Annotated in this window: 15 protein-coding genes; 11 read left to right on the forward strand and 4 right to left on the reverse strand. The window is 70.4% G+C overall.

The window, feature by feature from the left end:
- The first annotated feature begins 27 nt into the window (after positions 1–27).
- On the forward strand, positions 28–546 hold the full coding sequence (locus ACFSL4_RS29590; protein WP_145870844.1) for a P-loop nucleotide/nucleoside kinase family protein: 519 nt from the start codon (positions 28–30) through the stop codon (positions 544–546).
- Here ACFSL4_RS29590 and ACFSL4_RS29595 read toward each other — a convergent pair.
- From ACFSL4_RS29595 to ACFSL4_RS29610, 4 genes are read right to left on the reverse strand one after another with little or no spacing between them, the layout of a single operon-like run.
- The gene (locus ACFSL4_RS29595; protein WP_381089521.1) at positions 524–1,972 is read right to left on the reverse strand and encodes an amidase family protein; all 1,449 of its coding nucleotides are present in this window, start codon (positions 1,970–1,972) and stop codon (positions 524–526) included. The two genes, ACFSL4_RS29590 and ACFSL4_RS29595, sit on opposite strands and share 23 nt — an antisense overlap.
- Positions 1,969–3,177 carry an MAB_1171c family putative transporter gene (locus ACFSL4_RS29600; protein ID WP_381089524.1) on the reverse strand — a complete coding sequence of 403 codons (1,209 nt, stop codon included), beginning with the start codon at positions 3,175–3,177 and terminating at the stop codon, positions 1,969–1,971. Before ACFSL4_RS29600 ends, ACFSL4_RS29595 begins: the two co-directional genes overlap by 4 nt.
- Positions 3,174–3,686, reverse strand: a complete 513-nt coding sequence (locus ACFSL4_RS29605; protein ID WP_245765974.1) for a hypothetical protein — start codon at positions 3,684–3,686, stop codon at positions 3,174–3,176. The genes ACFSL4_RS29600 and ACFSL4_RS29605 overlap by 4 nt, the downstream gene beginning before the upstream one ends.
- Positions 3,687–3,721: 35 nt before the next feature.
- Positions 3,722–4,192: an XRE family transcriptional regulator gene (locus ACFSL4_RS29610; RefSeq protein ID WP_234377040.1), complete on the reverse strand. Its 471-nt coding sequence runs from the start codon at positions 4,190–4,192 to the stop codon at positions 3,722–3,724.
- 845 nt (positions 4,193–5,037) lie between these two features.
- Here ACFSL4_RS29610 and ACFSL4_RS29615 point away from each other — a divergent pair.
- The 10 genes from ACFSL4_RS29615 to ACFSL4_RS29660 all read left to right on the forward strand — a co-directional run bounded on the left by ACFSL4_RS29615 (position 5,038) and on the right by ACFSL4_RS29660 (position 13,420).
- Entirely contained in the window at positions 5,038–5,925 is an 888-nt protein-coding gene (locus ACFSL4_RS29615) for a helix-turn-helix domain-containing protein (RefSeq protein ID WP_381089529.1), read from the forward strand.
- Positions 5,926–5,927: 2 nt separating this feature from the next.
- Entirely contained in the window at positions 5,928–6,644 is a 717-nt protein-coding gene (locus ACFSL4_RS29620) for a zinc finger domain-containing protein (RefSeq protein WP_055493677.1), read from the forward strand.
- 155 nt (positions 6,645–6,799) lie between these two features.
- A complete protein-coding gene (locus ACFSL4_RS29625) occupies positions 6,800–7,444 on the forward strand; it encodes a WhiB family transcriptional regulator (RefSeq protein WP_040896654.1) in 645 nt (214 codons plus the stop codon).
- Positions 7,441–9,171, forward strand: coding sequence for a collagen-like domain-containing protein (locus ACFSL4_RS29630; protein WP_381089535.1), 1,731 nt, complete (start codon positions 7,441–7,443; stop codon positions 9,169–9,171). The genes ACFSL4_RS29625 and ACFSL4_RS29630 overlap by 4 nt, the downstream gene beginning before the upstream one ends.
- Positions 9,168–9,359 carry a hypothetical protein gene (locus ACFSL4_RS29635; protein ID WP_055493674.1) on the forward strand — a complete coding sequence of 64 codons (192 nt, stop codon included), beginning with the start codon at positions 9,168–9,170 and terminating at the stop codon, positions 9,357–9,359. Before ACFSL4_RS29630 ends, ACFSL4_RS29635 begins: the two co-directional genes overlap by 4 nt.
- Positions 9,360–9,447: 88 nt before the next feature.
- On the forward strand, positions 9,448–9,681 hold the full coding sequence (locus ACFSL4_RS29640) for a hypothetical protein (protein ID WP_006143111.1): 234 nt from the start codon (positions 9,448–9,450) through the stop codon (positions 9,679–9,681).
- 113 nt (positions 9,682–9,794) lie between these two features.
- On the forward strand, positions 9,795–10,313 hold the full coding sequence (gene mobC / locus ACFSL4_RS29645) for a plasmid mobilization relaxosome protein MobC (RefSeq protein ID WP_381089540.1): 519 nt from the start codon (positions 9,795–9,797) through the stop codon (positions 10,311–10,313).
- A 59-nt stretch (positions 10,314–10,372) separates the two neighbouring features.
- Complete coding sequence (locus tag ACFSL4_RS29650; protein WP_381089543.1) at positions 10,373–12,100, forward strand: relaxase/mobilization nuclease domain-containing protein; 1,728 nt, start codon at positions 10,373–10,375, stop codon at positions 12,098–12,100.
- 83 nt (positions 12,101–12,183) lie between these two features.
- A complete protein-coding gene (locus tag ACFSL4_RS29655) occupies positions 12,184–12,639 on the forward strand; it encodes a hypothetical protein (protein WP_381089546.1) in 456 nt (151 codons plus the stop codon).
- Positions 12,640–12,721: 82 nt separating this feature from the next.
- Positions 12,722–13,420: a hypothetical protein gene (locus tag ACFSL4_RS29660; protein WP_381089549.1), complete on the forward strand. Its 699-nt coding sequence runs from the start codon at positions 12,722–12,724 to the stop codon at positions 13,418–13,420.
- The last annotated feature ends 161 nt before the right edge of the window (positions 13,421–13,581 follow it).

The raw sequence follows: 13,581 nt of genomic DNA on the forward strand, positions 1-13,581 counted from the left end.
AGCAGTACCGCGAGGGAGCGCGACATCGTGAGCAAGCCGACCGCCGTCCTGCTCATCGGGATCACCGGCTCCGGCAAGACGCACCTTGCACAGGCCCTCGCCGCGATGGGCCTTGTCCGCCTCAGCGTTGACGAGGAGGTCCACCGCCTCCACGGCCGGTATGGGGTCGACTACCCCGAGCACGGGTATTTCGAGCGCGAGGCTCCTGCGGTCGAGACCGTACGTGCGCAGCTCACGGAGCACCTGCGCGCGGGCCGTGCCGTCGTCCTCGACCACGGCCTGTGGCGTCGTTCCGATCGCGAGGAATGGAAGAAGACAGTCCAGGCCGCGGGCGGACTCCCGCTGCTCGTCTACCTGCCAGCCTCCAGGGAGGAGCTCCTGCGGCGCCTCGCCGCGCGCAACCAGCGCAAGGACGCCAATGCCTTGAACGTGACTCCCGAAGCCTTGGACGACTTCTTCGCTCGGTTCGAACCGCCCACCGACGATGAAGGTGCCGTCATCACCTGCAACGGCGACGCAGAGGTCATCCGCTCCATGATCCGATGACGCCCGCGGCCGTCCCGCCGAGCAGAGGCGCCAGGTGCTCGGCCATCACGAGCAAGGACCGCTCCGAATAGGCCGATCCTACCAGTTGCACACCGATCGGGAGGCCATCGGCGCTACGCGCAGCAGGCATGACCAGGCTGGGCAGACCGACGTGGCTGGTCAGGTTGGCCCAGCCGGTCTGGTCGAAGAAGCTCCGCTCAACGCCGTCGACCACGAGAGAGCGGCTCCCGGCCGGGATCGCCGCAGTAGGAGCGGCGGGCGTAATGAGGACATCGTGCTGGGCGTCGGCGAAGAACCGGTGCCACGTCTGCCGGAGCCGGAGGCGCTCCTCGTTGGCGCGGAGCCAGACACGGTGTGTCTGCGTTCGGTGGCGGAGGAAGGCGGCTCGAGGGCTCGCATCGTCCGTGTGCAGGTCACGGGCAGCGGCGAGTTCGGCGGCGCCGGCGTCGTCGTCGGTGGCTGCGGTCGTGGTGGCGTAAAGGAGCTGCTCGAAGAGGCGCAGAGAGTCAGCGAAGCCGACCGGCCCCGTGGTGTGGCGGACACTCGCGCCAGCGGAGGTCAGCGTTTGTTCGACGGTGGCGAGAGCATCGGCGGTGTGGCGGTCGACTGAGCAGCTCGCGTCGTCGGCCCACACTGCCACGCGGAGCTGGCCGATCTCGCGTTGCGCCGTGGGCAGCGTGACGCTCCAGGGGTTGTTCTCGTCGGGTGACGGTGTCGTCAGTGCGGCGAGGAGCAGGTCGAGGTCTCGGGGGTGCCGGGCCAGGGGGCCGGGGGTGACCATGTCGCTGCTGGTGATCCACCCCGGCGGGCGAGGGACGTGGCCGCGGGCTGGGATGAGTCCCTGTGTGGGGCGCAGGCCGTAGACACCGCAGTAGTGGGCGGGGAGCCGCAGGGAGCCGGCGAGGTCGCTGCCGAGGTCGGCGGGGGTCAGACGGGCGGCGACTGCTGCGGCGGGGCCGCCGGAGGAGCCGCCGGTAGTGCGCTTGGGGTCATGCGGGTTAAGCGTGGGGCCGAACAGGACGTTGTCGGTGTGCAAGTCCTGGCAGTACGCCGGGGTATTGGTCTTGCCCATGATGACGGCGCCTTGGTAACGGAGCCGGGCGACGGCGTCGGCGTCGTGTGCGGGAACGTGATCGGCGAGGTCTTCGGCACCGCTGGTGGTGCGCAGGCCGGCCGTCTCGAAGCTGTCCTTGATCGTGAGGGGAAGGCCGTCGAGGATGCCGGTGCTCTCGTTGCGGGCGCGGCGTTCGTCGGCCGCGTGTGCGAGGGCTGGGGCAGCGCTGTCGTCGCGGGTGACGATGGCGTTGATCTGGCTGGCGTCGATCTTGGCCAGGTGGAGGTCGAGCAGTTCGCGGCTGGAGATCTCGCGGCGATCCAGGGCCTGTAGCTGGACGTGGGCGGGCTGGTGGGTGAGGTCGGTCGTCATGCTGAGACCTGCTCAAGGTGGGGGGCTCGGGCGGGCTGGCGGGGCAGGTGGCGCGCGACGTCGAGGAGAGCGTCGATGTCGTCCATGGGCCTGCTGGTCTGGCGTTTGGAGTCGGCGAACTCGGTGAGCTGGTCGGTCTCCGGGCGGGTACCGGCGGCCCGGGCGGCGATTCCGGCGAGGATCTGGTCGGCGGTGACGGCCGCGGACAGCTCTTCTCCGTGAAGCCCTCGCGCCCGGTGGCGGGCTTCGCTGGCTTCGCGGACTGCGGCATCAAGGTACTGACGGATCACGAACCGTCCGTCTCGGATCTCGACTGCTCGGCGGTAGAGCCGGATCGAGATGCTGCGGAAGCGGCGCCTCTGGGCCGGGTCGACTCGGTCGATCGGCAGTGCGATCTCGGGCGCCTCGCTGTAGAACGCCAGCCACAGGGGGCGTAGGCCGTAGTAGCTGCGGTATTGCTTGATCCGGTACTGGAGGCTCTGAGCCTGATCGTTGATGGTGGGCACTAGCCAGCCGATGAGCGTGAGCATGGCGCCGACATCGCCGCAGGTCCACGCGAAGCCCTCCCACTCTGCGAGCGACGCGTTGAAGGCGCCGGCGATCACGTTCCCGATGCGCACGGCGCTGTATCCGAGAGTGACGGTCGCGCCGAGGGCGACGATGCGCAGGCCGATACGGACGGACCCGCGTGTGCTGCGGCGGGCCAGTCGCCAGCAGGCACGGGCGAGGGACAGTTCACCGATGGTGTAGGCCGTGACGTACAGGGTGAGATACGCGGCGTACCAGCCATCATGCGCGTAGTACAGCGTGAAGTTGATCGGTCGCGGCGCGTTCGGCGTCAGCAGGGCGAACAGCACCAGCAGCCCTGCGATCACAGCGAAGCCGGCGGCTAGCCACTCCCGTGCCCTCCTCCGGGCAACTTCGGGGGGTGATCCCCAGTAGGTGAGGACGATCTGCTGGCAGGCGAGCAGCGCGACCACGCACCCCATCGCCAGGGGTACGGAGAGGTTCACCACGCCCAGGACATGATCGAGGTACTGCCACATCAGTGTGATGGAGAACAGGAACGACAGCCCTGACAGCAGGAAGACGGCGGCCAGCGCGGTGAAGGCGGGGTCTCGGCGGCGGGTCGGCACGTCCCGCAGCAAGCAGAGGAAGCCGAGCGTGGCGACGACGAGGCTGATCGGGTGGAGCAGGTCCTTCACGGCCGGGCCTCCCGTCGGCGCAGCAGCGTGTGCGTGACCCGGTCCTGCACTTCGTCTCCGGAGGACTCGTCGCTGCGCAGCCACCGGTCGATGATCCGGCGCTGGATCAACGAGGCGAGGAGTTCGGTGTCCCGCTCCTCGTCCTCGTCGTACTTGGTACGGCCCAGCATCATCTCGACGGTGGCCGAGCCCACGCTGGTGAAGATCGTTGAGGAGAGCGCGGACGCCGGGCGGTTCTTGTGGTGGCCGAGCAGCAGGTGGCTGAACTCGTGGGCGATGATGTGGTCCTGGTGCAGGGAGCTGGTCCGCGGGTCGTAGTACACGTGGAAGGCACTCTCCGTGACGGCGCATGCCCCGCACACGGAGGGCGCCTGCTCACGGGCCTCCAGGACCACCTTCCGTCCCGTGCGGCGTGAGACCTCGTCGCTGAGGTCGCGGATATTGGTGACGTGCGGGAGCTGCAGCTCGGCCAAGAGGTCAGGCCGGCGCAGCCTACGTGCGGACCACATTGCTTTTCCTTGATCACTTACTGAACGCGGCCGTTTTACGAGCCAGTTGAGGGTGGCAACCCCTCGGATTTTCGTACGCTCTCGACGATTCCCAGGACGGCATCCTTTCCGTCTGCGGAAACGTCGGACAGGCGAAGGAGCACGTTTTTGATCTTCGTGTCGCGAAGCAGTGCGAGCAACTCAAGTTCCTGCACGGTCTTTTCGGCGACGACGTCGTCGAACCAGTATGCGGGGTCCACGCCGAAAAACCCTGCTAGCGCTTCGAGGTGACGCTTCGTCGGGTTATCGCGCTGCCCGGTCCGCAGGAGCCAGAGGTACTGGGCCGACAGTTTGCCCAGCCCGCGCTTCTCCATGAGTTCGGCCACCTCGGCGTTGCTGAAGGGGCCGCGGTCGGGCGGGTGCACTGTGTCGAACAGGCGGTTTAGGCGGTCCATGAGCCCCTTGGGGCTCACCTGGCCTTCGGTCGAGTCTTTCATGATCCTTTCCTGGGTGGACTTCGTCGTCACTTCAAGCACCCTACCCCGCGATAAACGTGAGTTGACGAGCTGATCCACTGTATGGAAAGTTCTTCCTCACCAGCACGTTTCCGTGTGACGCGTACCGCCTGTTTCAGGTCGGCCTGTCCGTTTCTACCGGCAGGAGTATGCCGGGTGAGTGGCACAAGCCACAGCCAGCGACATAGGTCACGTCTGGCACGCAGGATTTTATCTTCGACCGGAAAGCGCGGAGGCGGCAGTGGAAACACCCCATCCGCCTCGCATTTCCACTGCAGGGAATAACAGACACCCGTTCCAATTCGGACACAGTGACACGCTCTCGGCGTTCGAGGCAACCGCGGCAACGGTGCGCTTCGACGCGGGGGTGCGCCCCAGGTCGCGCCGTACGGACACTTGCGGCACACGATCATCCGATGACTCTCTGCAACCAGTACAGAGTTTAAGAACCAAGTCTGGATCTTGATACGGGTCCGTGCGTATGTTCGTCGTCCCCGGGCAGCCCGCCCGCAGCGACGGACATGAGGAGAGCACGAGGACGGACCGGACCGCGAAGGTCCACAAACAGCGACGGCGCCCGGGAGCGGTAACTCACGGACGCCGAACGCTAAGCGGCATACCCGCCCCGGCAAGGGCGGAGATTGCCCACCATCACCACGCTGAGTCCTTCCAAGGGGCGCGTCAGCGTGGCAACACTGCAAAGGGGAGTATCGCATGTCTCCTGCCCTGCGCAAAAGGCCCTTTCGCCTGGCCTGCGCGGCAGCCATCTCCGCCTCGGCGCCTCAGCGCCCCGAGCCGGACCGCACGTTCATGGCCCCGCCGAGCTGCGGGACCCGCCCGCTCGTCGGGAGCTGCCGATGAGCAGCGAAGCCCGCGACTGGGTGTGGGAGCACAGTTGCAGCCGGGGGACGGCGCGTCTGGTCCTGCTGTCGATCGCCGACCGGGTGGGCGACGAGCAGTGCGTTTCCTGGGCCTCCCTGTCGAGCCTGGCCAAGCGCACCCGCGCCTCCGTCTCCACGGTCCGTGAAGCCATCGACCGTCTGGTCGACGCCGGTGAGCTGGAGCAGCTCGAAGACCTCACCGGCCCGCAGCGCAGCACCGTCTACCGCCTCCCCCTCGCCGCCAAGGTCCTGGCGGAGACCGTGGACGACAAAGACCCCGACCAGACGCCGGCGGAGGGGACCGAAGCCACCCCGGCGCTCCGGATCTCGGCCCTGCGGCGCTACAACATCCGCCCGCGTGAGGTGCCGGAATCCCCTGCGAGGGCCCGGAAACCGGCAGTACCGGAATCCAGCAGGTCCGGACGGAAACCGGCACCTCGACGTGCCGGGAACCGGCACAGCGATGTACCGGAAACCGGCACACAGAACCGTAGTGAACCGGATTTGAACCGGAGGTACAGCAGTGGTGGTGCTGCCGTCCTCTCAGCTGCCGAGTGGCAGGTCGACCCAGCCACCCACACCTGGGCCCGCGAGCAGGGGCACCTCGACCGTCTGGGCGAGCAGGGCCTGCAGGCGGCCGACGCGAAGTGGCGTGCCCACCGCTCCGGCTTCAAGCCGAGGCCGGCGGCTGTGTGGGCTGCCGACTGGCGTTCCTGGGTCGCCCGGGAGCACCCCCCTGGCCGCCCGAACCTCTACGCCGTGCCCGGCACGGGTCCCGGCCAGCCCGGCGGCATGACGCGGGCAGAGGCCCACACCGCCGCACTTCTCGCCGCCCTGAACGAGCCGACCGGAACGGAGCAGTAGTCGTGGACCGCCGTGAAATCGCAGCCCTGCTGGCCTACATCGGCCGACTCGACCCCCGCACCATCCGCACCAACCAGGGCGAGGCACGCGACCAGCTCGCACAGTGGCACGAGCTGCTTGGCGACGTGCCGATGGCCACTCCGCACGGCTGGGACGCCCGCGTCGCCGCCCGCCAGCACATCAGAGTCTCGCCGTACCAGATCCTGCCCGCGGACGTCGCCCGCCCCTGGGAGAGCTACCGTCGCGACCGCCTGGCCCGGCACTCCGATCCCACGCCGTCCGCCGACCCGGACGACCAGGCCGCCTGGACCGCCGAGCTGGTCGGCACCCGCCGCGCCGTCGCCGCCGGCACCGCGCAGCCCGCCCAGGCCAGAGCCATCACCAGCGGTCGCGACCGCATCGACCCAAGGTTGGAGGCGAGGCTGCGGCAGATCGGCTCCTGCATACCGCCCGCCGCCCGCGCAGCCCTCGCCCCCTATCGGCCCGCTCGCGCAGCCCGCGAGGCCGCCGTCGCTCAGGGGCTGCCCGACGCCCTGAGCGTCAAGTGCGAGTGGTGCCTGGCCCAGCCCGGTGAGCCGTGTCGTCGCCGCCGGATCGGTCCCGACGACGGGGTACGCACGACCGCCCCGCGCGCCACCCCGCACCCCGGCCGCGTCGACCTCGCCGCCGCCCGGCAGGCCCAGCCGAGCGAGCAGGTCCAGCAGCCCGCCGTGGCCTGACCGGCGCATCGGTCGCGTGCATCCCGCCCGATGCACCGCTACCCCCTATCACCGTCCCGCCCCGGCTGCGGCGCACGCCCGCGCGCTGCGGCCACCCGACGCCGCGCCCAGCACCGCCCCAGCCGGCCGACGCGGCAGCACATCGGAGACCACCCTTGCGTCACATCACCACCCACGACGCGCCGGCCACCGGCCTGCGCAGTATCGGAGACACCAACTGGCACACCCAGGGAGCGTGCCACGGCATGGACGTCGAGGACGCTGACGCCGTCTTCTTCCCGCTCCCGCGGGACCACGAAGCCATCGCCGAGGCGAAGGAGCTGTGCGGCTGGTGCCCGGTACGCAGCGACTGCCTCAACTTCGCCCTGGAGAACGTCCTCAAGGAGGGCATCTGGGGCGGCCTCACCGAGGCCGAGCGGCGTCCCTGGCACGACGGACTGCACCAGCGCCTCGACTACCGACGCGTAACCTCCTTCTTCCTGGGACGCGACGTGCATCTGACCGAGGCCGAGCGGCAGGTCGTCATCGACCACGCCTACGTACGCGGCTGGCGGCCCGACCGGCTCGCCACCGCCCTTCAGATCAGCCACAAGCACGCACGCGACCTGCTGCGGCAGGCGGCCAACAAGGTGTTCGACCGCGACCGCACCTACGGCGTGCCGCGGCCCAAGAAGAAGCGGAAGAAGACCGCCCCAGCAGCAGGCGGCCCCCCGCCCGCCTCAGCACCCGGCACACAGCAGCCAGCAGCCCGCCCGGCAGCGTCGACTCCGGCGCACGCCTCTCTCGGAAAGGCCGCATGACCCACCCCTTCCTGTCCCTCGGCGCCGCTCCGGACCTCTCTCTCCTCCTCGCCGCCGTGGTGCCCGCCGCCGTCGTGCTGGTGCTGACCGCCTGGACGATCCGGCGCCAGGGCACACGCCCGCAGAAACGTCTCAGCGGTCCGGCGGTCAAGGTCGCTGCCCTTGCCGCCCTCGGCTGTACTTGCTACTCCGCGGACACGAGCTGGCGGTTCGCCGCCGACTACCTCAACATGGCCGGCACCGCCGAGCGGGCCGGCATGTTCGCCGCAGCCGAGCTGGCGCTCTTCGCGACGGCGCTAATGGCACGGCAGAACCTGGCCACCGAGGGCGCCCCCGGCCTTCCGGGCACGTTGGTCTGGGTGATCACCGGAGTGCAGGTGATCCCCGCCTATGCCGAGAGCGGTCCTATCGGCGGCACGGTAAGGGCCTTCGTCGGGCCGGTCATGGCGGCGATGCTGTGGCACCTCGCCATGGGGATCGAGCTGCGCCTGCGCACCCCGGGTGCCGCCTCCCACGGACTGATCGCCGTCCTGGGGCGGGAAGCACGCGAGCGGCTGCTGTCCCGCCTCGGGATCGCCGCACGCGACCGCGACGCCGCACAGATCACCCGGGACCGGGCCACCGCCCGCGCAGTCGCCCTCGCCGTCCGCCTCGCCGAACGCACACCCGAGCAGCAGCAGAGCCGACGCGGCCGGCGGCTGACGCGGCGCCTGTCGAAGGCGGTCGGCAGGGCCTCGGTCGGGACCGACGCCCGCCAGCGCGCACAGCTGCTCGACCAGCTCGCCGCACGCCGGCACGCACTCGCGCTCGCCACGGTCCCGCTTCCCTCGCCCTGGTCCCCGGCGCACATCACCGCGAGGGCAGCCGCCGTCCCCTCGCATCCGGCCTCGACGGCGCCGGTCCCCGCAGCCGATCCCCCCGGCCCCCACGAGTCGTACAGGGACCGGGGACCGAGCGCCCCGAGGGGACCGGTCCCCAAGATTGCGGACTCTAAGGCGTCGGATGGCGCGGGGACCGGGGGCGAGAACGCGGGGACCAGGGTGGGGACCGAGGTTCCAGCCACAGGTGGGGTCCCGGGGACCGGTCCCACCGACCCGGAAGCCTCACAGGGGGACGCCGGAGGCGTGGGGACCGACCGCACTGCGCGAGAAGTAGCTGCTCAAGGCCCTGATTCGCATCCAGGACCGAACGCCGCCGAGTCGGGGACCGAGCCCACCGGGGACCGGGGACCGAACGACACCGACACGGGGACCGAGCCCACCGGGGACCGGGGACCGAACGACACCGACACGGGGACCGAGCCCACCGGGGACCGGGGACCGAACGACACCGACACGGGGACCGAGCCCACCAGGGACCGGGGACCGAACGACACCGACACGGGGACCGAGCCCACCGGGGACCGGGGACACACGGTGCCTCTGCGGAGCAAGACGGCCACGAAGCCCCGGACTAAGACCAAGGGGAAGCGCGCCCGGTCCCGCAGCCCGCAGACGCAGCGCGCGCCGCGGGAGCTCGAGCAGTCGGTGGACCAGCTCGTCCAGCAGGTCCGTCCGCACGTCTCTGCCCTGCTCGAACGGGACGGCAACGAGTCCGTCACCCGGGTCCAGCTGCGGGAGATTCTCCGCCGTGAGGGCCTGAAGGGCGGCCGGAACGACCGGCTGAGCCTCGTCCTCCAGGAACTGCGGAGTGACGCCACCACGACGACAAGGAGCTCCGCCCGATGAAGACCTGCCACCAGTTCGACACCGTCCGTGCGGAGTACGAGCGGGAGATCGGCTTCATGCTCGCCCACTCAAAGCGGCACGAGGGCAGGCCGGCAGCGAAGTCCAGCGCGAAGCAGGCTGCCTCGACGAAGCAGCGGATGGCCCGCGCGCTCAACAGCCACGTCGGTCGCTGCCCCGAGTGCGGCTGAACCGGCAAAACCCCGCTCAAGGCCCCCTAATCGCAAAGGGGGGCCCGGCTCCGTGCCGGGCCACCCGCCCCGCTTGAGGAGACACGCCTTGATTCCGCGTCCTGTTCGCTCATCCGAGGCCACGGTCGTCGAGGCCAGCGCCTGGGCGGACGTCCTGGTCCGCCGGAGACTCCTGCACGCCGCCGTCCTCGCGCCTACCGGCCAGTGGCTCGTCCAGGGCCACTCAGAAGGATCCGTCCGCGTCCTTACGGGACCGGCCGACGTCCTCGCGCTGGCCGCGAGCATCCAACAGCACACCCGCTCCACGAGGCCCGAATCCTGATGACGAACCCCACCCAGACCGGCACCGCCCCGGAACCTGCTCCCAACTCCAACTCGGTCTCGGGGCGAGCAAGTTATCGGCCAAGACACTCTTCCCCGTCGGGGAAGCGCGCCTTGGCCAAGCCCGCCCCGGGGGTGGCGAGAGCGGACCAGCACCGGGGGGTGCTGGTCCGTGAGACAGCGACCGAGGGAGGATCGCATCTGGAGGAGACGCCTTCACTGCGCAAGCCGCGCGCCGCGAAGAAAACCTCGCGCAAGCGCTCGCCCAAGCCGCCCTCGCACAAGCGTGATTACGTCTGCAGCGTCCGCCTGAACGGCGACGAGAAGACCCTGCTCTGCGCTGCCGCCACCGCGACCCGTACGAGCCTGCCAGGCTTCCTCGCCCGCAGCGGGCTCGCCGCCGCTCACGACCTCGACAGCACCGCCGCCGCCATCGCCGGCCACCGCGAGCTGATCGCCGAGCTGTTCGCCGCACGCCGGCACCTCGGACAAGTCGGCAACAACCTCAACCAGATAGCCCGGGCCATCAACTCCGGCGGCCAGCCAGCGGAAATCGACGCGGTCGTCGCGGCGGTCCAGCGCGCCGTGACCCGCGTACAGGCAGCCACAGACCGACTGCTGGAGCAGCGCTGAGCTCGCTCCCCTTACCGCCCCGCATCCCGCCACTCCCAGCGACGACCTCGGACAGCAGCATGATCCCCCGGATACAAAAGCGCGGGCAGCGCACCATCGGACTCCTCTACTACCTCTACGGGCCCGGGAAGCACGAGGAGCACATCGACCCGCACCTGGTCGCCTCGTGGGACCACAACGCTCCCGACCCCGGCCGCGACCCGTCTGCCACCCTCAAGCACCTCCAGCAGCTCCTGGACCAACCCGTCGAGAACATCGACCAGGCTGACCGGCCGAAGAAGCACGTGTGGCATCTGTCCGTCCGCAACAGTGCCGAGGACCGGATCCTGACCGACGAGGAGTGGGGCGAGGTGGCCCGCCGGATGGTCGCCGCCACCGGTATCGACTACCCCGAACAGGGCGCGGGCTGCCGGTGGGTGGCCGTCCGGCATGCCGACGACCACATTCACATCGTCGCCACGCTCGTCCGTGAGGACGGCTACAAGCCCGACCTCGACCACGACGCCGCTCGCGCCCAGGCCCAGGCCCGCGCCTTGGAAGCGGAGCTGGGCTTGCGCCGGCTCAACAAGGGCGACGGCACCGCGGCCCAACGCCCCACCAGCGCCGAGCGCCACAAAGCCGAACGTCAGGGCCGCGAGCGCACCGCGCGGGAGGAACTGCGCGAAACCGTGCGCCGCGCGGTGGCCGGCGCCAGCAGCGAGACCGAGTTCTTCGACCGGCTGGCCGCCGCCGGCCTGATCATCCGTAAGCGCGTCGCCCCCTCCGGCGACCTGCTCGGCTACAAGGTCGCCCTGCCCGACGACCGCAACAAGGACGGCGAACCGGTCTTCTACCCCGGCGCCCGCCTGGCCCCCGATCTGTCCCTGCCCCGTATCCGGGAGCGCTGGTCCGCCGACACTCGCGACCAGGACGCCACACCGGCAGATGTGCCCGCCCCTGCGGCGCCGAGCGACCCGGCCGCCGCCCGCCGACGCACGGCCTCGGCCGCGTGGAACGCGGTGCCCGTCATCGAGCACGGCGACGACGCCATCGCCGCCGCGTACATTGCCGCTGCCGGCGAGGTCCTGGACGCGCTCGCGAAGACCTCCGCGGCCCGCACCAGGCGCGAACTGCGTGACGCCGCCTTCGCGTTCGAGCGGGCCTCCCGCTCCCACGTCCGCGCCGAGCGTGGCCACGACCGAGCGCTGCGGCAGGCCGCCCGTGACCTCGTCTATAGCGGTCCGGCGTTGGGCCGCGGCGAGGACGGCGCGACCACCGCGATGGCGATCGACATGCTGTTCTTCCTCATCACCGCCGCCGCCCACTGGCACGCGAAGAAGAACCACGCCCAGCAGGCCGCCGCCGCCCGCCAGGCCGCCGAACATCTGCGCGCCGCCTACCAGGCCGCCGCCGCCCAACCCCTCGGTGCCCTCTACCAGCGAGGCCGGCGCCTGGGCCGGGCGCTGCGGCAGCGGCAGCGGCAGACGACGGTGCTGCGCACAGCGCTGCCGGAGTTGGCCGAGCAGATCCTCGCCGAGCCCGGCTGGTACGCGCTCGCCGCCACCCTCGCCGACGCCGAAGCCGCTGGCCACGACCCGGCCGCCCTGCTCGCCGACGCCGCGGGTCGGCGGGAGCTGGACACGGCGGAGTCCGTCAGCGACGTCCTGGTGTGGCGGCTGCGCCGGGCAGCGGACCTGCCTGCGGATACCACCGGCATGGTGCCCGACGCTCACGCCGCACAGCGCTCGGCACAGCGCGCCGGGCAGCACATCCCCGGACAGGCCCGGCCTGGGCGTGGCCGGTCGTGACTGTGGACTTTGTGAATCGAACAGGTCAGCGGACTTCGCGCACGATCATGACGCGTGCAGGACGAGACGAGGGAGGACACCGGGTGTTTCACCGGATACGACGACGCCGCCGCGCGGAAGAGGAAGAGTTCAGTGAGGTGCAGCGCCAAGCGTGCGAGGCGTGGCTGCGGATGGCCGACCAGGTGCCGCCGGTCCTGCAGATGCAGGAGGAGCATCAGCTCGCGGAGCCGGCGCCGGTTGTGGACAACTTCCTCCCGCCGGAGCTGCGCGTCCCCAGCCACGACCAGCTCGACGGCCGGGTGATGCCCTGGCCGTGGCCGGTCGTCCTGGACGGCGAGGTCGTCGCCTGCGCCGAGTGCGGCGCCTACCGCGAGTGGCTCATCCTCTCCACCCACGACCAGGTCTGGCTGCGCTGCCAGGCCGGCCACGAGCAGCACGAGACCCGTCTCGACACCGCGTGGTTCAACCGACACTCCGGCCCGGGAGATGCCATCCACGCCACGTTCGAGGACTGCCTGCGGCACCTCGGCCACCGCTGACCTCCACTCCTTCGACCCCTTCTCGGGCCCACGGGCCCGCACTGTCCAACCGTCACCGAGCACCACAGGGGTCAGTTCACCCATGCGCGTTCGCCTCACCATCACCGCCCTCGGCCTCACCGCCGCCGCCCTCACCCTGCCCGCCTGCTCCGCCGGCACCAGCCAGGCGAAGTCCACCTCCCCGTCCTCCGCCCCCGCAGACCACCCGGCCACCACCAAGCAGAGCGACGCCCCGCTGTCGTCGGCCGCGCTTCAGCCCCGCCTGCTCGACGAGAGCGACCTCAGGTCCGACTACACCCGCAAGCCGGAGGACACCTCCAGCCACGACGACGTCACCGTCACCGGCTGCCCCGCCCTGGAGAAGCTGGGCGGCGACGCGGCGGCCAGCGGCTCCCTCGACTTCCCCAACAAGGCGAAGGTGTCCTTCACCTACACCGGCGGCAGCGCCGGTTCGGAGGTCTCCGAGGAGCTGTACAGCGACACCTCCACGAAGCTGTCCGACGGCATCGATCGGATCTTCGACGCCATTACCGGCTGCCCGACCTACCAAGTCGTCTCCGGCAGCACCGCCATCAACGTCACGTCACAGAAGACGACCGCGCCCCGGCTCGGCGACCAGCAGTGGAGCCAGCTGATGACCTTCACCTCCGGTGGGCAGGACAGCGTCGTCAAGCAGACCGCGATACGTGAGGGAAGCCTGCTCCTCATCGTCTCCGGCGCGCCAGCCCTGGTCGGCCAGCATCTCGATACGGCCCTCGCCAAGGCGACAGCAACCCGCTGACGCGCCCGCAACGGCGCCCTCGACCACCACGGTCGAGGGCGCCGTGTCGATCCGAGGATTCAGAGCATCCGGGTGAGCGTGCTGGGCGTCGCCGAGCAGCGGCCGGCCTAGACGAGTCATTCCGAATGCTGACGGTGCGTCCGGGAACGCAGACAGGGTGT

Source organism: Streptomyces caeni (genome assembly GCF_042678285.1).
Lineage (GTDB): Bacteria > Actinomycetota > Actinomycetes > Streptomycetales > Streptomycetaceae > Streptomyces > Streptomyces caeni.

Excerpts from the sequence above, each read along its gene's own strand:
- ACFSL4_RS29660 (WP_381089549.1), top strand. The coding sequence starts at position 12,722 with ATGCGCGTTCGCCTCACCATCACCGCCCTCGGCCTCACCGCCGCCGCC.
- ACFSL4_RS29615 (WP_381089529.1), top strand. The coding sequence starts at position 5,038 with ATGAGCAGCGAAGCCCGCGACTGGGTGTGGGAGCACAGTTGCAGCCGG.
- ACFSL4_RS29605 (WP_245765974.1), bottom strand. The coding sequence starts at position 3,686 with ATGTGGTCCGCACGTAGGCTGCGCCGGCCTGACCTCTTGGCCGAGCTG.
- ACFSL4_RS29595 (WP_381089521.1), bottom strand. The coding sequence starts at position 1,972 with ATGACGACCGACCTCACCCACCAGCCCGCCCACGTCCAGCTACAGGCC.
- ACFSL4_RS29630 (WP_381089535.1), top strand. The coding sequence starts at position 7,441 with ATGACCCACCCCTTCCTGTCCCTCGGCGCCGCTCCGGACCTCTCTCTC.
- ACFSL4_RS29635 (WP_055493674.1), top strand. The coding sequence starts at position 9,168 with ATGAAGACCTGCCACCAGTTCGACACCGTCCGTGCGGAGTACGAGCGG.
- ACFSL4_RS29650 (WP_381089543.1), top strand. The coding sequence starts at position 10,373 with ATGATCCCCCGGATACAAAAGCGCGGGCAGCGCACCATCGGACTCCTC.